This is a genomic window from Aurantimonas sp. NFXS3 (assembly GCF_049132005.1).
Taxonomy (GTDB): Bacteria; Pseudomonadota; Alphaproteobacteria; order Rhizobiales; family Rhizobiaceae; genus Aurantimonas; species Aurantimonas coralicida.
Window position 1 is genome coordinate 356,887 of the sequence record NZ_JAGDDZ010000005.1, and the last position, 23,159, is coordinate 380,045.

Below are 23,159 nucleotides of genomic sequence, written 5' to 3' on the forward strand. Positions count from 1 at the left end.
TCGACGTGGCCGGCGGTGTCTATGCGGGCGCGCACGGCCTTACCGCCTGCATGGGGCTGATCCTGATCGCGCTGTTTCTCGGCTTTGGCGCCCCGGTCGCGCTGCTGGCGGCAGGCGGGTCCGCGGTGCTGGCCGAAATGGGCTTCAACTACGTCCTGATCGGCGTGCTGGACGGGGGCGTGGCGGGCTCGGCCTATGGCATCATCACGCGGCTGCTCACCTTCGCCTTCCTGCCGTTGCTGGGCCTGGCTTATGCGATGCAGACCATCACCGGTAACAATTTCGGTGCCGGGAGTTATCAGCGCAGCGATGCCAGCCTTTAGGACTGGCGTTCTTGCGGCCCTCGGCTACCGTCTCACCCTGCAGATCGGCATGAGTGTTTTCGCGGCCCCGATCGGAACCGCCTTCGTGTCCGACCCTGTCGTCGTTACTGAGGTCGCGCGCATCCTGCCGGTGATCTCGGCGGGCTTCTTTGCCGCGGGGCCGCTGATGATGATCGCCATGCATTTCCAGGCGATCGGCGACGCCGGGCGCGCGGCGATCCTCGGGCTTTCGAAATCCTACATCCTCGCGATGCCGCTGACTTATCTGCTGGCCGGGACGATGGGCGAGCCCGGCATCTGGCTCGCCTCCCCTCTGTCAGAGGTCTTGCTTCTCGCGCTGACGGCCTTCGTTCTGATGCAACTGGCGAAGCAGCGATCCCTGCGATGGGGCCTCTTCCTGCGCGCCGAAAAGGTGGGAACATGACACGCGGCCTGCCGACATTCGCGGAGGCCAGGGACATGGCAAGGCGGGCTGCGTGAAGAGCTCGCCGCCGCGAGGACCGCGGTCAGCCACGCCCAGGCGCTCGAATTGATCGCCCGCCGGCATGGCTTCCGCGATTGGAACGCGCTGCATGTGGCAGTTCGGGACCGGCCGCCGGAAGGCTGGAATGTCGGCGGGCGGGTGACGGGCCGCTACCTCTCGCAAGAGGTCACGGTGATCGTCCTTCCTGCCGAACAGTTGCGGCCGGGGCAGGTTCCGGCTCGTGCTCGATTTCGACGCGGCGGTGGACGTGGTGCGCTACGATCGTTCGCCTGGCTGAGTCAGTCGGCCGGCGCCTTCGTTGCGAGAAGGGTCGCCAATGCGGTCACATCCGCGGCCTCGCTAAGGCTGTCGACCGCCTGCAGGAGGGCGCCCGACAGGTCGTGGCCGAGGAGCGTGGCGGATTTTGCGGCAAGCCGCGTCTCGATGGTGTCGGGGTCGGCGGCGGCCAGAAGGTCGTGGCTGGCGGTCAGTTGCCGGCCGTCCCCCGTCTCCACGGACACGCGGGACTGCGTGTCGGTCAGCGACGGGTCTGCCTCGACCGTGACCCGGTCGCGCAGCGCCACGAGATCGGGGCGCACGCAGTTGGCCGCGTCGTAGACGGCAAGGTCCGCCGTATCGAGCCCGTGAAGGGCCATGGCGGTAACGAGGCGATAGCTAAACTTTGCTTCCAGACCCGTCGCGGGTTCCGGCTTGTTGCAGACGTCGAACCAGCGGGGGTTGGTGGAGATCGTCACGCTGCGAATGGCGTCGGGCGCCAGGCCGTCGTCGCGCAGGCTTCGCAATGCCTCGAGTGTCGCGTGGAGGCCGTGGCAGCAGGCGTGGAACTTGTAGGAAATGTCGGGGAAGACCCAGGTTTCGCCGAGCCCGTCGAAGGCTGCCATGTGTCCGGTTCCTGCATGGGTCGGCCCGAACCCCTGGCGGTCCTCGAACCCGTTCGGATTGGAGGCGACGCCGGCCCGCGCGAGGAGCGCGCAGGTGACGCCGGCTTCGGCGGCAAAGCCCGCGTTGAGCGGTTTCGCCATCGTCCCCATCTGGCTCTTCAGCCCCGATGCGCGTGTCGTCGCGAGGCCCAATGCGAAGATCATCGCGGCCTCGTCGAGCCCGGCAAGGCGCCCGGCCGCCACGGTCGCGCCGAAGGCGCCGGCGGTGCCGGTCTGGTGGAACCCCGCCTCGTAATGCGACCGCCCCAGCCAGTCGCCCACCCGGCACGTCGCTTCGAGCCCGACGACCAGCGCGTCGAGAAAGGCCTGGCCGGACGAACCTTCCATCTCCGCCATCGCAAGGGCTGCCGACATCACGACGACGCTCGGATGGCCGATATGCAGGAAATGCGTGTCGTCGCAATCCAGCGCGTGGCTGGTCGTGCCATTGGCAAGCGCCGCCGCGCGCGGGGTCGCCGTCCCGCCGCCGATGAGGCTTGCGCCGGCGCCTGCCTCACTCGCGGCCATGCGCCGGGCCGCGATCGCCACCGGCTCGCTGCGCCCGGCCAGTCCCGCCGTCGCCCAGTCGAAGAGCGAGAGCCTGGCAAAGCGGCGGGCCGCCGGCGAACCGGGATCTTCGGTGAGCGCGAAACGGGCGAGACGGGCGGCGATCGACATCAATAGCTCCGCGGCATGCCGAGCACGTGCTCGGCGAGGTAGGAGAGGATGAGATTGGTGGAGATCGGCGCCACCTGATAGAGGCGCGTCTCGCGGAACTTGCGCTCCACGTCGTATTCCTCGGCGAAGCCGAAGCCGCCATGGGTCTGGACGCAGGCCTCGGCCGCCTCCCAGCTCGCCTCGGCCGCCAGCATCTTGGCCATGTTCGCCTCGGCGCCCGGATTCTCGTTCGCCTCGTAGAGCCGGATCGCCTCGTGCAGCATCAGCTCGGCCGCGCGCATGCGCGCATAGGCCTTGGCGATCGGGAACTGGATGCCCTGGTTCTGGCCGATCGGCCGGCCGAAGACGACCCGCTCGCCGGCATAGGCGGCGGCCTTGTCGATGAACCATTTGGCGTCGCCGATACATTCGGCGGCGATCAGGATCCGCTCGGCGTTCATGCCGGAGAGGATGTAGCGGAACCCCTTCCCTTCCTCGCCGATCATGTTGGTGGCCGGCACCGGCACGTCGTCGAAGAAGAGCTCCGTCGTGGCGTGGTTCATCATCGTGCGGATCGGCCGGATGGTCAGGCCGTTCGCCTTGGCCTCGCGCATGTCGACGAGGAAGACCGACAGCCCTTGCGTCTTCTTCTCGACCTGATCGAGCGGCGTCGTGCGGCAGAGGAGAATCATCAGGTCGGAATGCTCGGACCGGGAAATCCAGATCTTCTGGCCGTTGATCCGGTAGACGTCGCCGTCGCGGCGGGCGGTGGTGCGCAGCGACCCAGTGTCGGTGCCGCTGGTCGGCTCGGTGACGCCGAAGGACTGCAGCCGCAGCGTCCCCTCGGCGATCTGCGGCAGATAGGCCTGCTTCTGGGCGTCCGAGCCATGCCGGAGCAGCGTGCCCATCGTGTACATCTGCGCGTGACAGGCGCCGGCATTGCCGCCCTGGCGGTGGATTTCCTCGAGGATGACAGCGGCAGCCGAAAGCGGCAGTCCCGATCCGCCGAATTCTTCCGGGATCAGCGCCGAGAGGAAACCGGCCTCGGTCAGCGCCTTCACGAAATCGGTCGGATAGGCGCGGCGCTCGTCCAGCTCGCGCCAGTAGCTGCCCGGGAAATCCTGGCAGAGCCGGCCCACCGCTTCGCGGATCTCGTCATGGGTGTCGATCGTGGTCATGCTGCGCTCCTGTGCTCGGGACAGCATAGCGTCCGGCACGGAAACCGGCAGACCGCACGGGCGATGGAGGCGATAGCCAACTCCTATGGAAGTCGCACGATTGTCCGCGATTGAGGCTCGCCGTTTCCAGTTCTGATCGAACCGGCTGAATCACTGTCGCAAGGGTTGGCGACAAGCCCCTGACGTCACTCACGATGGAGGGACCGCGCCATCTGCCCGGCCGTCAGCGGGTGGATAGGGCCGGACTATCGGGTCGATAGACGCCCAGTCCGTTCCGAACGACGGTTTGGCCGGCTAGGATCAGCCATCAGATGAGGCCGCATCATGCCAGCGGCCCGTCCTGCCCGCCATTGTCGAGACGAGACCTTTCATGCGCGATCCCGCCAATTCCCGCAGCTTCCTCTTCGTCCCGGCGACCCGCCCGGAGCGGATCTCGAAGGCGTTCGCCTCGGGCGCGGATGCAGTCATCGTCGATCTCGAGGATGCGGTCGCGCCGGCGGACAAGGAGGTGGCACGGGCCGGCCTGCTCGCCGCGCTCGCCGGCGACGCCGGTGTGTTCGTGCGGATCAACGCCGCCGGCACGCCATGGCATGATGCCGACATGGAGTGTCTCGACCATCCGGGCGTCGCCGGCGTGATGCTGGCCAAGGCCGAAACGGCGGATGACGTCGCCCGGATGCCGAAGCCGGTCATTCCACTGATCGAGACCGCGCGCGGCCTGGCGGCAGCGCGCACCATTGCAGAGGTCGCCGGGGTCGTGCGGCTGGCCTTCGGCACCATCGATTTCATGCTCGATCTCGGCCTGCCCGAGGACGCGGAGGCCATGGCGATCTACCGCGCCGAACTGGCGCTGGCCTCCCGGCTTGCCGGTCTCGCGCCGGCCATCGACGGGGTGACCCCGGCGATCGACGATGTCGAGCGGGTCATCGCGGAAACCCGCCGGGCCCTTGCCTTCGGTTTCGGTGCGCGGCTCTGCATCCACCCGGCGCAGATCGGTCCTGTCCACGACACGATGCGGCCCGGTGACGACGCGATCCGCCGGGCCCGCCGCATCGTCGCCGCGGCGGAGGCGGCCGGCGGCGGCGCGATCCAGCTCGACGGCGCCATGCTGGATCGGCCACTGGTCGCCCAGGCCGAGGCACTTCTCGCCCGCGCCGGAGAGCAGGAGGGCCGCTAAAGGAGGTCGTTGGTCAGGCGGTTTCGAGCGTCGCCTGCATGGAGATCACCCCGTCGGAGCGCTCGATGCGCCCCTCGCCGCCGGTGCCGGCGGCCGGGTGAACCAGCCGGATCGGCGTCGTGTCGAAAACCGGCGCCAGCGCCCGGAAGGCGAACCGGCGGACGGACGCGGTGCCCGCCATGGCGTCGCAGAGCTTGGTCGCCATCAGCGGGCCGTGGACGATTAGCCCCGGATAGCCCTCGACCTCACGGCAGAAGTTCCGGTCCCAGTGAATCCGGTGGCCGTTATGGGTGAGTGCCGAATAGAAGAACAGCTCCATGTCCGGATGGACGACATAGCCGTCCGGGACCGGATCGCCGGGAGCGCGCAGCGCCTTTTCCGGCAGCCCGCGGTCGCGGTAGACGATGGTCTGCCGCTCGGCGACCCCGAGCCCGCCATCCTGTTCGATCGCATGGTCGACGGTCACGAAGCAGAGGTCGCCGGTCCGCCCGCTCTTGAAGGCGACATCCGTGATGGTCGAGCGCCGCGTCGCCGGCACGCCGATGCGCAGGGGACGATGCACCGTCACGTCGCCGGCCGCCCACATGCGGCGGTGGAACGGCGCCGGCGGCAGGAACAGGCCCAGCCGCTCATGGCCGTCCTCGCCCTGGTTCGAAATGGGAAAGCCGTGGTTGAAATAGGCCCAGTGCCAGGTCGCCGGCAGTTCGGCCTCCGGCGCCGCGACGCCAAGGGCATGCGCCTGCTTCGCCGCCGTCTCGGGCGCCATGCTGTCGGTCGCTTCACGCTGGCGCCCGACATAGGCCATGCATTCCTTGCGGATCGCCTCGTCCATCGATCGTCTGCCTTTCCTGCCGCCGGACCGCCAGCGCGACTTGCGCAAACCGGTGATCTTCCGCCCTGGCGGTGCCTCGAAGGGACCGCCCCGTGAGGAGGCAAACTAGAGCGCGCTGCGGATCGCCGTCCAATAGGCCGTCGTCGCGGCTGTCATAGGCTCGCGCTCTGACTGTCGGGGAACTCGGCCTGCCAGATCCCGCGCCGCACCAGATCCTCGATGACCCGGATGCAGTGGGTTTCGATGGCCCGGGTCGCCGCCGAGACGGGCCGCCTGGCCGAGCGCACCAGATAGACCGGGCGGCGCATGCGGGGCGAGACGATCTGGCTGCCCAAGAGCCGGCCGGTCTCGGCCAGATCATGCACCGCCGCCGGGGACAGGATGGTGTGGCCGCTGCCGCGGGCGACCAGCGCCTTGATCTGCTGCAGCGAATCCATCTCGGTGACAACCCGCGTCTGCAGCCGTTCGGCCTTGACCACCCGGTCGATCAACCGTCGCAGCCCGTGACGCTGCGACGGCAGGACGAGATCGAGCGCCATCACCTCGGCCAGCGGCACCGGAACGCCGGGCGGCGTCGCAAACGGCCAGTCGTCCGGCGCGGCGTAGAACCAGAGATCCTCCATCAGGATCAGCCGCGAGGGGCAATCGCCGATCCCGTCCTGGTCGTAGAGCAGTGCCAGGTCGATCTCGCCGCTGGTGACGAGTTCGCGGATATGACCGCTCATCGCCTCGGTGGCGCAGAAGCGCACCTGCGGCATCTCCACCCGCACCGTCTCGGCGAGCGGAATCGACAGCGCCATGGACACCGAGGCCGGCATGCCGAACTCGACCCGGCCCGACGGTTCGGCCCCGATCGCCCGCACCGCGTCCTCGGCCTCGGCCATGAGGCTGCCGATCCGGCAGGAATGGTCGTAGAGCACCTGCCCCGCCTCGGTCGGCACCACGCCCCGTGCGGTCCGCGACAGGAGTTCGGTGCCGAGGTGAGTTTCCAGATTGCGGGTCTGCTGCGACAGCGACGGCTGGGCGATGCCGAGCACCCGCGCGGCCGCGCTCATCGATCCGCTGTCGACGATCTGGCGGAAATAGGCAAGCTGGCGTGAGTCCAAGGAAGGCTCCGGGAAATAGGAACATCCTATTGGTAGCGCCCGCGCGCCGCATCTGTACAGGGCCCGCTTCCGCCGGCCGCGTCGCTGCTCTCTAATGCCCCCATGCGAAACCACGACCTCTTCTCCCTCGCGCTCTTCGTGAACATCTGCGAGACGCGCAGCATCAGCCGGGCCGCCGAGCGGATGAACATCGTCGCCTCGGCCGCCAGCCGGCGCGTCGGCCTCCTGGAGCACGAGGCCGGCCTGCCGCTGCTGCTGCGCCGGCCGCATGGGGTGGAGCCGACCGCCGCCGGCATGATCGTGCTGCGCTATGCCCGCGACGTCATGCACCTTGGCCAGCAGGTGGAGGCGGCGTTGGAGGATCATCGCTCCGGGGCGAGCGGCATCGTCCGCGTCTTCGCCTCCAGCTCGGTGCTGGTGGAGTGCCTCGCCTCGCATCTGGCGGAATTCGCCAAGGCGCATCCCGGCATCAAGATCGATCTGGAGGAGCGGCCGACCAGCGACACGCTGCAGGCGCTCTATCACAAGCAGGCGGATGTCGGCGTCGTGGTGGCCGGCAGCGAGATGTCGGGCCTGTCCAGCTATCCCTATGCCAGCGACATGCTGGCCGTCGCCGTCCCCTGCGACCATCGCCTTGCGGCCGCGCGCCGGCTGAAATTCGACGAGCTCTTCGAGGACGACCACATCGCTCTGGAGCCGGGTACGGCGGTGCATCGCCTTCTGTCCGAGCAGTCACGGGTGCACGGCCGGGCGCCCCGGGTCCGGGTCCAGGTCCGCAGCTTCGAGGTGATGTGCCAGATGATCGGGCGCGGGCTCGGCATCGGCATCATGCCGCGGCGGGCGATCGGACCGCTAGCGGCAGCCCTGCGGCTGTCGCTGGTGCCGCTCGACGAGCCCTGGGCGCTGCGCCGCTTCACCATCTGTGCCCAGCCCTCCGACACGCCCAATGCGTCGACCCAGCGCCTCATCGCCTTCTTGCGCGAGCGCGCCTCGACCGCCGGTTAATCGGCCCTCCGGCAAGTCGCGACCAGACGAAAGCAACCGGCACCCACGGTTTCACCAAATTCGAAACCAGACGACGCTGAATTCTCATTCCCCGAACCAGATTTCGCACATAGGCTGAACAGGCTTAAGAAACAGGCATCCGAAAGGCGCCTCGTTGATGTCCCTGCCGACGCTTCCCCAATGGACCGCTTTGACGCCGCAGCGCCGCGTCGCCGAGGCGGAGCGTTGCCGGGCCGCGCGGGACAAACTCGACGCGGCGTTCAGCCTGTTCGTCGCGGATGGCATGACTTGCACCTCCGGGGCCGCCCCTTCCACCGACGGGCCTCTGGCCGGCCTGCCCTATGCCGCGAAGGACATGTTCGACAGGCCCGGCCGCGCGCCGTCCTGCGGCATGGCAGAACCCTTGGCGGCCCCACCCAAGCGATCAGCCGCGATCCTCGACCGCATGGACGCGGCTGGGGCCGACTGCATCGGCTTCGCACGGATGGCAAAACTCGCCTACGAGCCCTCGGGCTTTGCCACCGCCCGCAATCCCCGGAACCCGGCCTTCGCACCCGGCGGCTCGTCATCGGGCTCCGCCGCTGCCGTCGCCAGCGGCGCCGCCTTCGTCGCCCTCGGTTCCGATACCGGCGGCTCGGTGCGCATCCCCGCCCATTGCTGCGGTGTCACCGGCTGGAAGCCCTCCGCCGGCCTCGTGCCGGCCGACGGCGCCATGGTGCTGGCTCCGAGCCTCGATACGATCGGCATTCTTGCCCGCGGCGCCGCCGACATCCTGATGGTCGCCGAAGCGACAGGCCTTCTGCCGTCCGGCGATGCTGGCACGCCCCACCGCGGCATCGCGGTCGCCGAAGACCTTCTGCAGCGCGCGGAGCCGTCTATCCGCGTCGCCTGCGAGGCCGGCATCGACCACTTTCTCGAACTCGGCTACCCGCTGGAAGGTCGTTCGGCCGGCCCTGCGGTCGACGCCAATGGCGACGCCGCCCTGCGGGTTCTGCAAGCCGAAGCCGCACGCGGTCTCGGCGCCTCGACCGCACTGGCCGAACAGGACCCGGAACTGGCGCGCCGGCTGGCGAGCGGCGGCCGGATCGACGACGCCACGCTCAGACGCGACCTTGATGGGCGCGAAGCGGCCCGGGCGGCCTTCCTCGCATCGGTGTTCGGCGACAGCGCGTTTCTTCTGACGCCGGTCATGGCGATCCGCACCCCCACGCTGGCGGAGATCGATCCTGCCGCGCCGGGCTTTTCCGGTCGCACGCTCTACGCCCTCAGCGCCTTCCTGCGCTTTGCCAATTATCTCGGCCTGCCCGCCCTCGCGCTGCCGACCGGCATCGACGATCGCGGCATGCCCGTCGGGCTTCAGCTCGTCGGCCGGCCGGGCAGCGACCGCGCGCTTCTGGAACTCGGCGCCGCCTTCCAGGCGACATCCTCCTGGCACGGCCGGATGCCGCCGCTCGCCCAACCGATCCTGCAATCTACCGAGAGTCTCGTCGCATGAGCTCCGCCCTCTCCCATCTCCGCGTGCTCGACCTGACCCGGGTGCGCGCCGGGCCGACCTGCTGCCGGATTCTGGCCGATTTCGGCGCCGACGTGGTCAAGGTCGAGGCCCCGGTGGGGGTGGATCCGAACGCCAATATGAGCGGCGCGCGGCATGGCTACGACATGCTCAATCTGCACCGCAACAAGCGCTCGCTCACCCTCAACCTCAAGACCCCCGAGGGTCATGCCGTGTTCATGCGGCTGGTGCGCGATGCCGACGTGGTGGTCGAGAATTTCCGTCCCGACGTGAAGGACCGGCTGAAGGTCGCCTATGACGACCTGAAGGCGGTCAATCCGCGCATCATCCTCGCCTCGATCTCGGGCTTCGGCCAGACAGGCCCCTACAGCATGCGCGCCGGCTTCGATCAGATCGCCCAGGGCATGGGCGGCCTGATGGGCGTTACCGGCCTGCCGGGCCAGGGTCCGGTGCGCGCCGGCATCGCGGTCGCCGATTCCTCCGCGGGCGTGTTCGCCGCCTGCGGCATTCTCCTGGCGCTGCAGGAGCGCGAGACATCCGGCGAAGGCCAGTGGCTTCACACCTCGCTTCTGGAAGCGATGATCTCGATGATGGACTTCCAGGCTGCGCGCTACCTCATCGACGGCGAGGAACCGGCCCAGGCCGGCAACGACCACCCCTATGTCACGCCGATGGGCGTGGTGCAGACCGCCGATGGCCACATCAATATCGCCGTCGGCGGCGAGAACCAGTGGCGCCCCTTCTGCGAGGCGATCGACCGACCCGCACTGGCCGACGATCCGCGCTTTCGCACCCAGCCGGACCGCTTCGCTAACCGCCCGGCGCTGAATGGTTTGCTGCAGGAGATCTTCACGAGCCGCAACTCGGCCGAATGGCTCGATCTTCTCGACCGCCACGGCGTGCCCTGCGGCCCGATCAACGGCCTCGCCGACGTCTTTGCCGACGAGCAGGTCCGCCACCTCAACATCGCGGTTCCCCTGGAGCATCCCGCCCGTGGCCCGATCAGGGTCGTCGGCCAGCCGATCACCATGACCCGCACGCCCGCCGCCTTCCACAGCGCCGCCCCCGATGCCGGCGAACACAGCGACGCCATTCTCGGCGAAGCCGGGCTGTCGGCGGACGAGATCTCCACCCTGCGCGCCAAGGGAGTGGTCTGAGCCATGGCCGGTACGATCGACCTTCGCCGCGCCGGCCACGCCGCCATCCTGACGATCAGCCATGAGGCGCGCCGCAATGCGCTCAGCCTCGCCATGTGGCGGATGCTGCCGACCCTCGTCGCCGAGGCATCGGCCGATCCGGACATTCGCGTCATCGTCCTCGAAGGCGCCGGACCGAAGGCATTTTGTGCCGGAGCCGACATCTCGGAATTCGCCACCCTGCGCGACACGCCGGAGCAGGTCGCGGCCTACGAAGTCGCGGTCGACCGGGCACTGACGACGTTGGCCGCCTGCCCCAAGCCGGCCATCGCCGCCATTCGCGGCGTCTGTTTCGGCGGGGGGCTGGAACTTGCGCTCGCCTGCGACCTCCGGCTGGCCGACGACAGCGCGCTCTTCCGCATGCCGGGGGCCCAGCTCGGGCTCGGCTATACGCTCTCCGCAATCGAGATGTTCGTGCAGCGGATCGGCCAGGCTGCCACCGCGGAGATCATGTTCGCCGGTCGCGCCTTCGGCGCCGCCGACGCGCTGCGCTTCGGCGTCGTCCAGAACGTCCATCCGCGGGCCAGCTTCGAGACCGAGCGCGACGCCTTCGTCGACACCATCGCCGGCAACGCGCCGCTGACCCTCATCGCCACCAAGCGGGCCCTCATCGAGCTGGCCCGCCCGGCCGGCGCGCGCGACCCCGCGGCGGTCGATGCCCTCGTCGCGGCCTGCTTTGCCAGCTCCGACTACGCCGAAGGCCGCAAGGCCTTCAGCGAGAAACGCCGTCCGCTCTTCAAGGCCGCTGCCGAGACGGCCCCGATTGAGCGAAAATGACCTCTTCCTCGGCGCGATAGGTGACGACATGAACAGACGCAGCATTATACGCCACTCCCTCGCAGTGGCGGCCAGCCTCGCGGTCGGCCTCGTGCCGCTCCGGGCCTTCGCGCTCGGACCGGCTCCCGAGGCTCTCACCGATCCGGTGGAGCTGACGGTCGGCTATCAGAAGGTCGGGCATCTGGCGCCGATCACCCTGATCTCGGACGAGCTCGAAAAGCTCGGCGTGACCCTGAAGACCGTCGAATTCGCGCGCTACGCCGACGCCCGGACGGCGCTTCTGTCCGGCTCCCTCGACATGGCCACCGTCGGCCCCGCCGACCTCGCGATCTCGCTGTCGCAGGGCTCCAAGAACGTCGTCGGCCTGATGGGCGTCGGCTCCTCCAAGAAATACGTCATCGGCCGCAAGGGCGTCGAACTGAACTCCTGGGAAGACCTGAAGGGCAAGAAGGTCGGCATCGCGCCGGGCTCGGCTGTCTGGTTCCAGTTCGCCGCGACGGTCACCGAGAAGAACATCCCCTATGACAGCTTCACCGCGGTCAACATCCAGGGTGGCGGCGCCAATTTCGACCAGGCGCTCAAGCGCGGCGAAGTCGATGCCATCGTCACATGGGAGCCCTTCGAATCCGTGCCGGTGATCGAGGATTACGGCTACTTCGCCAAGAACCTCGAATACAGCGCATCGGAAGCCGTCGGGGCCGAACTCGGCATGCTGATGGCGACGAAGGATGCGCTGGAGGAAAAGCGCGGCGCCGTCGAGCGCTTCGTCTGGGCCTATCTGAGCTCGCAGGAAAAGCTCGCCGCCGACCCGGCAGCCTTTGCCGCGGCCTATGCCGACCTCACCGGTCTCGCACCGGACGTGGCGGCGGAAGCTGCCAAGCCGATCACCCTCGGCTCGGTGGTCGACCAGGAGCAGATCGAGCGCCAGGCCAAGGCCTTCGCCGAACTCGGCGTGATCCAGCAGGACGTCTCGGACCAGATCGCCGATCACTGGGATCCGTCCATCGTCGAAGCCGCCAAGGGTCAGTAATCCTTGCCGCCTCGCCCCGCGATCCGACGCGGGGCGAGGCACCCGTCCCGCAGCCAGGAGACCGCCATGTCCGATACCTCCGTCAAGCAGCCCGTTCCGGACGGTGCCGGACTCGCCGCCCCGGGCGCGCGAACGCTGGGCAGCACGTTGCCCCAGCTCATTCTCGCCAGCAGTGTCGGCCAGTTGCTGCTCGGTCTGCTGCTGCCGGTCGCGATCATTGCCATCTGGCAGTTCGCCGGCACCGACGGCTCGCTCTTCGGCGGTGTCCTACCGACCCCCGACCGGGTCGTCTCGGCCTGGTGGGTCTGGGCCTTCGGCGAGGCCGGCATGGGGCTGAATCCCTATAGCGGCACGTGGTTCGCCAATGTCGTCTTCTCCACGCAGCGCGTCGCCCAGGGCTTCTTCGTGGCCATCGCCGTCGGCGTGCCCGCCGGTATCCTGATCGGCTGGAGCCGCCTCGGCGCCCAGATTCTCGACCCGACGGTCCAGATCATGCGCCCGGTGCCGATCACCGCCTGGCTGCCCTTCTCCGTCGCCGTCTTCGGCATCAGCGGCTTCAGCGCCATCTTCCTGATCGCCCTCGGCGCCTTCTATCCGATCGTCATCAACACCACCCAGGGGGCCCGCCATGTCGAGCGCAATCTGATCCGCGCCGCGCTGATGATGGGCGCCAACCGCTTCGACATCCTGCGGCGCGTCGTCCTGCCCGCCGCCCTGCCCTCGATCTTCACCGGCCTACGGATCGGCCTCGGCATTGGCTGGACCGCCGTCATCGTCTCCGAGATGATCGCGGTGAAGTCCGGTCTCGGCTACGTCCTGTGGGACGCCTATTATGTCGGCCGCATGGACGTGGTCATCGCCGACATGGTGTCGATCGGCGTCATGGGCCTCCTGAGCGACCAGCTCATCCTCCTCGCCGAACGCTGGGCCCTGTCCTGGCGCCTCGCGCAGACCCGCTGAGAAGGAATTCCCGATGGCCGAAATCAAGCTTCGCCAGGTCGCCAAGGTCTATCATGCGGCCACCCCGATCCGGGCACTGGACTGCGTCGATCTGGATATCGCCGAGGGCGAGTTCGTCGCCCTGCTCGGCCCCTCGGGCTGCGGCAAGTCCACCCTCCTCAACATCCTCGCGGGCTTCGAGAACAACAGCGAGGGCAGCGCGCTGATCGATGGCAGCACCATCGGCCGGCCCGGCCCCGATCGCGGCGTCGTCTTCCAGGAAGCGGCGCTGTTTCCGTGGCTGACGGTCTGGGAGAACGTCGTCTTCGGCCCCAAGATGCAGGGCGTGGCCCGCGCCGACTACGAGGAGCGCGCCCGCGAGCTTCTGGAGATCGTCGGCCTGCAGGATTTCGCCAAGGCCTATCCCTCGCAGCTCTCCGGCGGCATGCGCCAGCGCGTCGGCATTGCCCGGGTGCTGGTCATGCGGCCGCGCGCCCTCCTGATGGACGAACCCTTCGGCGCGCTCGACGCCCAGACGCGGCTGGCCATGCAGGAATTGCTGCTGAAGGTCTGGGAGAAGCTGAACACCACCGTCGTCTTCGTCACCCACGACATCGACGAGGCAATCCTGCTCGCCGACCGGGTCTGCGTGATGACCGCGCGGCCGGCGCGGATCGGCCGCGAGATCCCGATCGAACTCGCGCGTCCGCGCTCCATCGACGACCTGATCACCCCCGACTTCACGCGCTACAAGGCCGAGATCATGGCCGAGATGCGCAGCGCCCACAGACAGGCAGAGACGCAGGCCGCATGAGCAATCCCCGCATCCCCTACCGCATGTCGTCCGAGCGACCGTCCCTGCCGCCGATGCAGGGCCGGAAGATCCTCGTCAATCTGGTGGTCAATGTCGAAAACTGGCAGTTCGACCAGCCGATGCCGCGCACCATCATCACCCCGCCGCACGGCAAGGAGACGGTGCCGGATGTGCCGAACTTCAGCTGGGCCGATTACGGCATGCGCGCCGGCCTGCCGCGCATCCTGAAACTGTTCGCCGATCTCGGCCTGCCGGCTTCCACCTCGATCAATGCCGGCGTCATCGCCGCCTATCCGCAGGCGGCCCGCGCCATGCGCGACGCCGGCTGGGAGTTCGTCGGCCACGGCCTGCACCAGCGCGCGCTGAACCATGCCGGCGCCAGCGAGGAGGCGCTGGTCATCGAGACCCTGCGGCTGATCGAGCAATTCACCGGCACGCCGGCGCGCGGCTGGCTCAGCCCAGGCCTGCGCGAGAGCCTGGAGACCCCGGACATCCTGCGCCGCGCCGGCGTCGATCACGTCTTCGACTGGGTGGTGGACGACCTTCCGTCCTGGATCGCCACGCCGGACGGGCCGCTGATCGCGATGCCCTACAATCTCGAGATCAACGATTCCATCGTCTACGCCATCGAGAAGCACGCGACCGGCGAGATGCTGAACCGGCTGCAGCGCACGCTTGCCCTCTTCCGCCGCGAGATCGACACCAATCCGCGCGTTCTCGCCATCGGCCTGCATCCGCATCTGATGGGCGTGCCGCATCGCCTGCAGGAACTGCGCGACATGGTGGAGCTGCTGAAGGCCAGCGACGACGTGCTGTTCACCAGCGGCTCCGAGATCGCCGACTGGTACGCCGCGGCCGAGCCCTTTGGCGCAGGTGCCGGCTGATGGACCTGCATCTGTCCGGCAAGCATGTGCTGATCACCGGCGGCACAAAGGGCATCGGCTTCGCCATCGCCGATCTCGTCGCCGCGGAAGGCGCCGCCGTGACGATCGTCGGTCGCGATGCCGATCGCCTGGCCGATGCGAAAGCGCGGCTGGCGCCCCACGGCACGGCGGTCACCGCGATCGTCAGCGACCTCGCCGAGGCCGGCGCCCGGGCGGCTCTGGTCGCGGAAGCCGGCGACGTCGACATCCTGGTCAATTGCGCCGGCGCCATTCCCGGCGGCGACCTCTTCGCCCTGCCGATCGAGACCTGGCAGGAATCCTGGCAGCTCAAGGTGTTCGGCTATATCGACCTGACGCGGCTCTATCTGGAGCGGATGAAGGCGCGCGAGAGCGGCACCATCGTCAACATCATCGGCGATCTCGGCCGGTCTCCGCGCTTCGACTATGTCTGCGGCTCGACAGCCAATGCCGCGCTCATCGCCTTCACCGAGGCGGTCGGCGCCAAGAGCCCCGACTGGAACGTCCGCGTCTTCGGCGTCAATCCGACCGCCACGCGAACCGAGCGCATCGTCACCGTCGCCCGCGGCCGTGCCGAGAGCGCGCTGGGCGATCCCGAGCGCTGGCGCGAGATGATCTCTAACCGTCCCTTCGGCCGCCTGTCGGAACCGGAAGAAGTCGCCCGCATCGTCGCCATGCTCGCCTCGCCGGCGGCCGCCTATCTGTCCGGAACGGTGGTCGATGTGGATGGCGGCATGCGTCATCGAGGCTAAGCGCTCCCGTGAGCGGCCATCCCGGTCCGCGGCTCAGAGCGCCGCGGGACGATCCCGCCGTGTCGCCAGATAGGAGCGGTCGCGGCTGCGGTACTGGCCGTCGCCCTTGCGGCCGACGAGGGCCCCGTCGGACACCATCAGCTTGCCCCCCAGAACCACGATCGTCGGCCAGCCGGTGAGCTCCAGCCCCTCATAGGGCGTGTAGTCGGCGCCGTCGTGCATCTCGGCGTGCCGGACCGTGCGGGTCATCGCCGGATCCCAGATCGCGATATCCGCATCGGCGCCGATGGCGATCGTACCCTTGCGGGGATAGAGGCCATAGGTCTTGGCCTGGTTGGTCGCCGTCAGCGCCACGAAGCGCGGCAGGTCGATCCGGCCCTTGTTCACCCCTTCCGAGAACAGGATGGGCAGCCGCAATTCGACGCCCGGAATGCCGTTCGGAATGTGCCGGAAGCTGGTCATGCCCTTCGGATTGCGCTTCCCGGCCGGGTCGTCGTAGCGGAACGGGCAATGGTCGGATGAGAACAGGTCGAAGACGCCGCGTTCGAGCCCGTCCCAGCAGGCCTCCTGGCTCTCCGCGTCCCGCGGCGGCGGCGAGCAGACGAACTTGGCGCCTTCCCAGTCCATCCCGTCCAGATCGTCGGCGGTCAGCATCAGATATTGCGGGCAGGTCTCGCCGATCACCTTGCGGCCGCGGCGGCGCGCCCGCTCGATCTCTTCCATGGACTCCCGGTTCGACACATGGACGATCACCAGCGGCACGTCGGCGACCTCGGCCAGCGACACGGCGCGATGGGTCGCCTCGCGCTCCACCGCCATCGGCCGGGTCGACGCATGGGCGCGCGGCGCGACATCGCCCTCGGCCTCGTGGCGGCCGATGAGATAGCGGATCGCGTCCTCGTTCTCGCAATGGACCATGACGAGGGCGCCGGTGCGGCGGGCCACATCCATCGTGTCGAGGATCTGGCCGTCGCTGAGCCGCAGATCCTCGTAGGTCATGAACACCTTGAAGGAAGTGTAGCCGTCCTCCACCAGCGCCGGCAGTTCCTGGCCGAGCACCGCGTCAGACGGGTCCGAGACGATCAGATGGAAGCTGACATCGGTGTAGCAATTGCCGTCGGCCAGCGCGTGATAGGCCTTCAGCGCCTCGCGCAGCGGCCGGCCCTTCTCCTGCAGGCAGAACGGCAGGATGGTGGTGTTGCCGCCGAACAAAGCCGAGCGGGTGCCGCTCTCGAAATCGTCGGCCATGACGATCCCCTCGCCCGACGGCTGGGCGATATGTACATGGCTGTCGATCCCGCCCGGCAGGACATAGCGCCCGGTGGCGTCGATGGTCTCGACCGCCTCACCGAGGTCGCGGCCGATCTGCACGATCACGCCGTCGCGGATGCCGATATCCGCCTGGAACACGTCGGACGCGGTGGCGATCGTGCCGTTCTGGATGACGAGGTCGTAGGGCATGGGCGGTCCGGATCGATGAAACGAAGGAAGGGCTACCCAGTGCGATCTCGGCCGGGCAGCGGGATAGGACAAGCGCGGCTAGAGCGCCGGTTCGAGCGCGGCGATCAGCCGGTCGACCTCGTCCAGCGTGTTGTAGTGGACCATCGATACCCGCACGACGCCGTTCTGCGGCGCAAGGCCGAGATCCTGGATCAGGCGCTTGGCGTAGAAATCCCCGTGCCGGATGCCGATCATGTGCGGATCGACCTGATCGACGATCGCCTTGGAATCCCGATCGCCGGCAATGAAGCTGATCGTCGCCACCCGGTCCTCGACGGCGCTCGAATTGCGACCGACGATGCGGATCGAGTTGCGGCTGCCGAGGAAGTCGAGAAGCCGCGCGGTGATCGCCCGCTCCTGTTCGGCAATGTCGCGGAAACCGGCCTCGATCGCCGCGCGGCCCGCCGTGGCGCCAGCCATGACACCCAGTTCCTCGACATAGTCGATGGCGCCGACCGAGCCATGGGCGAGCTCGTAATTGATGTTGCCCGGCTCCAGCTTGTGCGGCACGGCGTCCTTCCCGAAGAAGAAATGATAGATGTTGTCGAGCTCGAGGAGCCGGTCCCGCCGGCCCCACATCACCCCGACATGCGGGCCGAAGACCTTGTAGGCGCTGAAGATGTAGTAGTCGGCGCCGAGCGCCTGGACGTCCACGGCGCGGTGCGGCGCATAGGCGACGCCGTCGACGCAGACCTGCGCGCCGCCCGCATGGGCGATCTCCGAGATCTCGGCGATCGGGTTGATGGTGCCGAAGATGTTCGAGGCATGGGTGACGCAGACGAGCTTCGTGCGCTCGCTCATCAAGGCCTTCAGGTCGTCGAGATCGAGCTCCAGCGTTTCCGGATTGCAGTTCCAGAACCTGATGACGATGCCGCGGGCATCGTGCTTCAGCCACGGGCCGATATTGGCCTCGTGATCGGTGTTGGTCACGATGATCTCGTCGCCGGCGGACAGGCTGCCACTCATCGCCTCCGACAGCACCCGGATCAGCATGGTGGTCGAGGCGCCCATGACGATCTCGCCGGCATCGGCGGCGTTCAGATAGCGGGCGAAGGCGTTGCGCGCCTCGCGCACCCGTTCCGTCGAGCGCTGGCTCGGCGCGTAGGTCGCCCCGGTCTGGACGTTGGACGTCAGGAGGTAGTCGGAGATCCGGTCGGCAACCCGCGACAGCACCTGGCTGCCGCCAGCATTGTCCATGAAGACCCAGTCGCCGGAAAGCGCCGGAAACTGCCGGCGGACGAAGTCCATGTCGAGTGCCATCGGATGTGCCTTTCGGTCTCTGCCAGAATGTGCGGGATTGCCCGCGCGTCAGTGGTTGAGGACGGCGTCGAGGAAGGCGCGGGCGCGCTCGTTCCGGGTCGCCGTGAAGAAGGTTTCAGGCGTCGAGATCTCCTTGATCTCGCCGGCTTCCATGAAGACGATGCGATCGGCCACCTGCCTGGCAAAGCCCATCTCGTGGGTCACCAGCATCATGGTCACCCCCTCGCCCGCCAGTCCCTTGATGACGTCGAGCACCTCGCCGACCATTTCCGGGTCGAGCGCCGAGGTCGGTTCGTCGAAGAGCAGGATGCGCGGCTCCATGGCCAGCGCCCTAGCAATGCCGACGCGCTGCTGCTGGCCGCCGGAAAGCTGCACCGGATATTTCTCCGCCTGTTCGGCAATGCCGACCCGTTCGAGCAGGCGTCGGGCGCGGGCGCGGCTCTCCTGCCAGCTGAGACCGCGCACCCGCACCGGACCGAGCGCGACATTGTCGAGGACGGTATGGTTGGGAAACAAATTGAAGGCCTGGAAGACCATGGCGACTTCCTGGCGCACGCTCTGCAGCCTGCGGCCGGCCTCGACCCGCGTGCCGTCGACAACGACGTCGCCGGCATCACATTGCTCGAGAAGATTGATGCAGCGGATCAGCGTCGACTTGCCGGAGCCCGAGGGCCCGAGCAGCACCACGACCTCGCCGGCGGCGACCTCGAGGTCAATGTCCTTCAACGCCTCGAACTTGCCGAAGCGCTTGCCGACGCCACGCATCTCGATGATCGGCCGGGTCGCCTCCATCAGCGGGCTCCCTTCTTGGCATGGCGCGCCTCGAAGACGGCGACGAGACGCACCAGCGGCAACAGCAGCAGGAGATAGAGGATCGCCGCGCCGATCAGCGGCGTCGGATTGGCCGCCAGCGCCTGTGCCTGCGTCGCCTGCTTCAGAAGGTCCGGCAGCGCCACCACGGAGGCGAGCGCAGTGTCCTTCATGACGTTGATCGAATTGTTCGTCAGCGGCGGAATGACGATGCGGATCGCCTGCGGCAGCACCACGTCGCGCATCAGGAACCACTGGCTGAGCCCGATCGACTGGGCCGCCTCGAACTGGCCCCGCGGGATCGCCTCGATGCCGGCGCGGTAGATTTCCGCCGTATAGGCGCTGGAGATCATCGTCAGCGCCGTCGTCGCCGAGGCGAAGGCCGAAAGCCGGATGCCGACGAAGGGCAGCGCGTAATAGACGATGACCAGCCAGACCAGCACAGGCAGCGCCCGGAACACGTCGACATAGGCAACGACCAGGAATTTCAGGATCGGGTGCCCGTAGATCCGCATCATCGCCAGAGCGAGGCCGCCGACCAGGCCGAGCACGATGGACAGGGCTCCCAGCGCAATCGTCCGCCACAAGCCTTCCAGGAGCAGCGGGTAATAGCGCAGGAGAACGTCGATATTGAAGAAGGTGTGGACGATATCCATCAAGCCGCCGACTGTTCCGGGAGAGGCGTCGGGGCCGGACGCAAAGCGCCCGGCCCTTCGGTCAAATTACGACTTCGGCTTCGGCATCTCGCGCACTTCCACCGTGCTCGTCGTGGCTTCCGGCTGCATGCCGAACCATTTCTCGTGCAGATCGGCGATGTAGCCTTCGTCCTTGAGGGTCGTCAGCACCTCGTTGGCCTTGCCGGCCAGCTCGCTGTCCTTGGCGAACATCATCGAATATTGCTCGCCCGTGGCCAGCCGCTCGACGACCTTCATCTCGGGCTTGTCCTTGAGATAGTAGGCGACCGCCGGAATGTCGGAGACATAGGCGTCGATGCGCCCCGCCGCGAGATCGAGCATGGCCGGGCTCAGGCCTTCGTAGCGGCTGATGCCGGCCAGACCCCACTCGCTCTCGCGCTCGGTCGAATAGATGTCGCCGGTCGAACCCGTATCGACGCCGACGGTCTTGCCCTTCAAGTCGCCGCTGCCGGCGATGCCGGAATCGGCGCGGGTCGAGAGCGACTGGTCGCTGTCGTAATAGGGCTGCGCGAAGGACACCGACTGGAGCCGCTCGTCAGTGATGGTGATCGAGGAGATCGCCACGTCGATGCGGCCGGACTGGACGGCGGAGAACAGGCCATTGAACGGCACGTTCTGGATGTCGACCTCGTCATAGCCAAGGCGGTCGGCGACCTCCTTGAGCAGATCGACCTCGAAGCCGACGATCTCGGAATTCTCGTCCTGGAACTCCCAGGGCACGTTGCCGATATTGGCGCCCGCGGTCAGCGTTTCGGCGAGCGAGGGACCGGCGACCAGAAGGAGCGCGGTGGTGGCGGCGGCGATCATGTGGGTCCGGATCATGCAAGTCTTCCCTGTCTCGTTGGTGGAGCACACCGGCACGCGGCCGGCCTGGAGATCGAACTGGATGGCGTGACGTCCCGCAGCACCTGCTTCTACCGTCGGCATGCAGGTGCCTATATTTTTCGCATGCACTTTAGAGCACAAAGTGTATGCGAATTATCCCGGCGCGCAATCCCGCAGGGCGATTTTCTCCAGATTCTGGGAATGATCGGCGAAAGCACCTCCAGGATGCGGTCCGGGCTCGAACGTCGCGATGGCGACAGGGAAGCGTCCGGGGCCTGCTCACAGGGAGGTCCGGCGACGGGCGAACCCGCGCTCAATGTTGGCGCTCCGGCTGCCGGGAGCCTTGAGGCGGCGGGTCGCCACTTCGAAGCCAATCTGCTCCGCGCCGGTGGCCCTCGGGGACAGAAAACGAGTGAGCGCGGCCTGCACGAGATCGCACGACCTCTCCAACCGGGCTCGCCATCAGGCCCGCCGCGCCAGCATCTGCGTTCGAACGCCGACCGGCTGACGCAGTCGCGCCGCGTCAGTCCTCGACGTAGGGCGCCAGAATATCGACGAGGTTCTTCGTGCCCCGGTCGGCATCGGGCAGGAACGCCCGATCGGCCACGGCTTCCAGATGCCCGGCCATCAGCCGCATGGCCGCGTCGCGATCGCCCTTGGCCAGCGCCTCCACCAGCGAGCGATGCTCGTTGACGGCGCATTCGGGCGAATGCGGGCGGCCATAGGCCGAGAGCGACAGGCCGCTGCGATAGGCCACCTCGCTGACATAGCGGATGAGGATCGGCTTGCCGGTCATCCGGGCCAGCAGCACGTGGAAATCCGTCGCGAGCCGGATCGACGCCGCTTCGGGACCACCGGCGGCCTTGTCCTGCGCCGCAATATGGGCGTTGAGCTCGGCGATCTGCTCCGGGCTGAGCGCGCCGGCCAGATGCCGGACCACCAGCCGCTCCAGTTCGACGCGGATGTCGAAAGTGTCCCGCGCCTCCTCGAAGGTGGGAGTCGCCACCACCGCGATCCGGTTGCGGCGGAGATCGACCAGTCCTTCGCCGGCCAATTGGCCCAGCGCCTGCCGCGCGATGGTACGACTGACGCCGAAGCGTTCGCCGAGCGCGTCCTCGGGCAGCTTGTCGCCCGGCGCCAGAGCGCGTTCGATGATCGCCCGCCGAATGGCGAGGCAGATCCGATCGACGCGGCTGGCGGAATCGCGTGACAATGCCATCGGCGGATGATGCTCCTCTTCGCGGTTCCCACCCGATCGCATACCACACGGCATCGAAAGTCCATACGTGTTGCCGCGCGGGAAGCCGCCTGTCCTCACGCGATGCCGGATCGGTTCACGGGTCCGGGCTATCTCCGAAACCGCAGAATGTCACGCATCGACGCCTACGCGCCAAGTGAAGTCGCGGCTGGCGCCGGGCGGCAGGACCAGGATCCCCGGCTTGTCGATGAAGGCACCATCCCAGCCGATCGGGCTCGCCATCGAGAACCAGGGCTCGATGCACACGAACGGCGCACCGCCGGATCGCGACCAGATGCCGAGATCCTTGTAGCCCTCCCAACCGATGGTGATCGAACGGACAATCTCCCCGTCCGGCGCCTGCGCGGCGTAGGTCACGCTGCGGCTGGCGACATCCGGCATCACCAGCGCGTCCCGCGCAAACAGCGCCTCCGACAAGGGCAGCGTCCGGCAATCGAAAGGCAGCGGCTTTTCGGCGCCGAGCAGCGCATCGCTGACCGACAGGGCGACGCCCGTCTCCTGGCGGTCGAAGTGAATTGCATGGTCCGTCTTGGCCACGCCGTCGACCAGTGGCCAGCGAAACCCCGGATGCGCGCCGACGCCGCAGGGCAGCGGCTCCTCACCGGGATTGCTCACCCGGGTCCTTACGGTCAGGGTCGCCCCGGTCACCTCGTAGATGAGCTCCAGCACGAAGGGATAGGGATAGACGCGTCGGGTCACCGCGTCGTCGGCGAGGCGGAGCACGCACCGCCGAGACGATTGCTCGATCCAGTTGAAGCGGCAATCCCGGGCGAAGCCATGCTGCCCGACTGTGTACGTCTTGCCACCGTCGCGCAGGACATCGCCCGCGAGCTTGCCGACGATGGGGAACAGGACCGGCGCCTGCCGCGGCCATTCGGGGCCGCCCTGCCAGAGGAGTTCCTCCCCTGCCGCGTCACGCAGGCTGACCAGTTCGGCCCCGGCGTCGCGGATCACGGCGCGAACGCCCTCGGCTGCGATCTCATGCGTTTCCATCATCGTCGTCACCGCCTTCGCCACTCTCGGAGCCCCTGAACGCAAAAAGCCCCTCGGCTGTGGAGCGCGAGGGGCTTTGCGTGGTGTGGTGTGAAGAAGATTTTATCGGACAACTTGCGATTTGCAGACCTGGCGGCGACCGACTTTCCCGCGTCTTGAGACGAAGTATCATGGGCGCTGGGGCGTTTCACGGCCGAGTTCGGAATGGGATCG

23 protein-coding genes, 1 rRNA gene and 1 pseudogene are annotated in these 23,159 nt (G+C 67.8%); 13 read left to right on the plus strand and 12 right to left on the minus strand.

All coding sequences use genetic code 11. From position 1 onward, the window contains the following. Nucleotides 1-50: 50 nt before the first annotated feature. The 3 genes and pseudogenes from J3367_RS16180 to J3367_RS16190 all read left to right on the plus strand — a co-directional run. A complete protein-coding gene (locus J3367_RS16180) occupies nucleotides 51-323 on the plus strand; it encodes an MATE family efflux transporter (RefSeq protein WP_024350467.1) in 273 nt (90 codons plus the stop codon). Further along, nucleotides 286-747 carry an MATE family efflux transporter gene (locus tag J3367_RS16185; RefSeq protein ID WP_421461717.1) on the plus strand — a complete coding sequence of 154 codons (462 nt, stop codon included), beginning with the start codon at nucleotides 286-288 and terminating at the stop codon, nucleotides 745-747. Before J3367_RS16180 ends, J3367_RS16185 begins: the two co-directional genes overlap by 38 nt. A 48-nt stretch (nucleotides 748-795) precedes the next feature. Next, nucleotides 796-1,002, plus strand: a pseudogene (locus J3367_RS16190) (glyoxalase superfamily protein); the annotation flags it as partial. An 83-nt stretch (nucleotides 1,003-1,085) separates the two neighbouring features. Here the strand turns inward: J3367_RS16190 and J3367_RS16195 are convergent. Together J3367_RS16195 and J3367_RS16200 are read right to left on the minus strand one after the other, a co-directional pair. Beyond that, a complete protein-coding gene (locus J3367_RS16195; RefSeq protein ID WP_024350465.1) occupies nucleotides 1,086-2,405 on the minus strand; it encodes an MmgE/PrpD family protein in 1,320 nt (439 codons plus the stop codon). Further along, complete coding sequence (locus J3367_RS16200) at nucleotides 2,405-3,562, minus strand: acyl-CoA dehydrogenase family protein (RefSeq protein WP_024350464.1); 1,158 nt, start codon at nucleotides 3,560-3,562, stop codon at nucleotides 2,405-2,407. The genes J3367_RS16195 and J3367_RS16200 overlap by 1 nt, the downstream gene beginning before the upstream one ends. 370 nt (nucleotides 3,563-3,932) lie before the next feature. Here J3367_RS16200 and J3367_RS16205 point away from each other — a divergent pair, with 370 nt between their 5' ends. Continuing rightward, nucleotides 3,933-4,739, plus strand: a complete 807-nt coding sequence (locus J3367_RS16205; RefSeq protein WP_024350463.1) for an HpcH/HpaI aldolase/citrate lyase family protein — start codon at nucleotides 3,933-3,935, stop codon at nucleotides 4,737-4,739. Between the two features lie 13 nt (nucleotides 4,740-4,752). On the opposite strand, the gene J3367_RS16210 is transcribed toward J3367_RS16205, so the two are convergent. Together J3367_RS16210 and J3367_RS16215 are read right to left on the minus strand one after the other, a co-directional pair. Continuing rightward, complete coding sequence (locus J3367_RS16210; RefSeq protein ID WP_421461720.1) at nucleotides 4,753-5,571, minus strand: FAS1-like dehydratase domain-containing protein; 819 nt, start codon at nucleotides 5,569-5,571, stop codon at nucleotides 4,753-4,755. Between the two features lie 152 nt (nucleotides 5,572-5,723). Further along, entirely contained in the window at nucleotides 5,724-6,677 is a 954-nt protein-coding gene (locus tag J3367_RS16215) for a LysR substrate-binding domain-containing protein (RefSeq protein ID WP_024350461.1), read from the minus strand. A gap of 102 nt (nucleotides 6,678-6,779) precedes the next feature. Here J3367_RS16215 and J3367_RS16220 point away from each other — a divergent pair, with 102 nt between their 5' ends. The 9 genes from J3367_RS16220 to J3367_RS16260 all read left to right on the plus strand — a co-directional run bounded on the left by J3367_RS16220 (nucleotide 6,780) and on the right by J3367_RS16260 (nucleotide 15,605). Next, a complete protein-coding gene (locus tag J3367_RS16220) occupies nucleotides 6,780-7,682 on the plus strand; it encodes a LysR family transcriptional regulator (protein WP_421461721.1) in 903 nt (300 codons plus the stop codon). A gap of 157 nt (nucleotides 7,683-7,839) precedes the next feature. Then, nucleotides 7,840-9,177 (plus strand): amidase, encoded by a 1,338-nt coding sequence (locus J3367_RS16225; RefSeq protein ID WP_024350459.1) that lies wholly within the window; start codon nucleotides 7,840-7,842, stop codon nucleotides 9,175-9,177. Continuing rightward, complete coding sequence (locus J3367_RS16230; protein ID WP_024350458.1) at nucleotides 9,174-10,352, plus strand: CaiB/BaiF CoA transferase family protein; 1,179 nt, start codon at nucleotides 9,174-9,176, stop codon at nucleotides 10,350-10,352. The genes J3367_RS16225 and J3367_RS16230 overlap by 4 nt, the downstream gene beginning before the upstream one ends. A gap of 3 nt (nucleotides 10,353-10,355) precedes the next feature. Then, complete coding sequence (locus J3367_RS16235) at nucleotides 10,356-11,168, plus strand: enoyl-CoA hydratase (protein ID WP_421461724.1); 813 nt, start codon at nucleotides 10,356-10,358, stop codon at nucleotides 11,166-11,168. A gap of 28 nt (nucleotides 11,169-11,196) precedes the next feature. Next, complete coding sequence (locus tag J3367_RS16240) at nucleotides 11,197-12,198, plus strand: ABC transporter substrate-binding protein (RefSeq protein ID WP_029703051.1); 1,002 nt, start codon at nucleotides 11,197-11,199, stop codon at nucleotides 12,196-12,198. Nucleotides 12,199-12,264: 66 nt separating this feature from the next. Beyond that, nucleotides 12,265-13,158 (plus strand): ABC transporter permease, encoded by an 894-nt coding sequence (locus J3367_RS16245; protein ID WP_024350455.1) that lies wholly within the window; start codon nucleotides 12,265-12,267, stop codon nucleotides 13,156-13,158. A gap of 13 nt (nucleotides 13,159-13,171) precedes the next feature. Beyond that, complete coding sequence (locus J3367_RS16250) at nucleotides 13,172-13,951, plus strand: ABC transporter ATP-binding protein (protein WP_024350454.1); 780 nt, start codon at nucleotides 13,172-13,174, stop codon at nucleotides 13,949-13,951. Next, nucleotides 13,948-14,835 carry a polysaccharide deacetylase family protein gene (locus J3367_RS16255; protein ID WP_024350453.1) on the plus strand — a complete coding sequence of 296 codons (888 nt, stop codon included), beginning with the start codon at nucleotides 13,948-13,950 and terminating at the stop codon, nucleotides 14,833-14,835. The genes J3367_RS16250 and J3367_RS16255 overlap by 4 nt, the downstream gene beginning before the upstream one ends. Further along, nucleotides 14,835-15,605: a short-chain dehydrogenase/reductase gene (locus J3367_RS16260; protein WP_024350452.1), complete on the plus strand. Its 771-nt coding sequence runs from the start codon at nucleotides 14,835-14,837 to the stop codon at nucleotides 15,603-15,605. Before J3367_RS16255 ends, J3367_RS16260 begins: the two co-directional genes overlap by 1 nt. A 33-nt stretch (nucleotides 15,606-15,638) precedes the next feature. Here the strand turns inward: J3367_RS16260 and hydA are convergent, their stop codons facing one another. The 8 genes from hydA to rrf form a co-directional block, all read right to left on the minus strand. Beyond that, a complete protein-coding gene (hydA, locus tag J3367_RS16265) occupies nucleotides 15,639-17,066 on the minus strand; it encodes a dihydropyrimidinase (protein ID WP_024350451.1) in 1,428 nt (475 codons plus the stop codon). Between the two features lie 78 nt (nucleotides 17,067-17,144). Then, nucleotides 17,145-18,365 carry a cysteine desulfurase-like protein gene (locus J3367_RS16270; RefSeq protein ID WP_421461727.1) on the minus strand — a complete coding sequence of 407 codons (1,221 nt, stop codon included), beginning with the start codon at nucleotides 18,363-18,365 and terminating at the stop codon, nucleotides 17,145-17,147. Nucleotides 18,366-18,413: 48 nt separating this feature from the next. Beyond that, entirely contained in the window at nucleotides 18,414-19,157 is a 744-nt protein-coding gene (locus J3367_RS16275; RefSeq protein ID WP_421461729.1) for an amino acid ABC transporter ATP-binding protein, read from the minus strand. Continuing rightward, nucleotides 19,157-19,831, minus strand: coding sequence for an amino acid ABC transporter permease (locus J3367_RS16280; RefSeq protein WP_024350448.1), 675 nt, complete (start codon nucleotides 19,829-19,831; stop codon nucleotides 19,157-19,159). The genes J3367_RS16275 and J3367_RS16280 overlap by 1 nt, the downstream gene beginning before the upstream one ends. Nucleotides 19,832-19,897: 66 nt before the next feature. Then, complete coding sequence (locus J3367_RS16285; RefSeq protein ID WP_024350447.1) at nucleotides 19,898-20,692, minus strand: transporter substrate-binding domain-containing protein; 795 nt, start codon at nucleotides 20,690-20,692, stop codon at nucleotides 19,898-19,900. A 526-nt stretch (nucleotides 20,693-21,218) separates the two neighbouring features. Beyond that, complete coding sequence (locus J3367_RS16290; RefSeq protein WP_024350446.1) at nucleotides 21,219-21,914, minus strand: GntR family transcriptional regulator; 696 nt, start codon at nucleotides 21,912-21,914, stop codon at nucleotides 21,219-21,221. 150 nt (nucleotides 21,915-22,064) lie between these two features. Further along, nucleotides 22,065-22,949, minus strand: a complete 885-nt coding sequence (locus J3367_RS16295; protein ID WP_024350445.1) for an aldose 1-epimerase family protein — start codon at nucleotides 22,947-22,949, stop codon at nucleotides 22,065-22,067. Nucleotides 22,950-23,073: 124 nt separating this feature from the next. Next, nucleotides 23,074-23,159 (minus strand): 5S ribosomal RNA (gene rrf, locus J3367_RS16300); the annotation flags it as partial.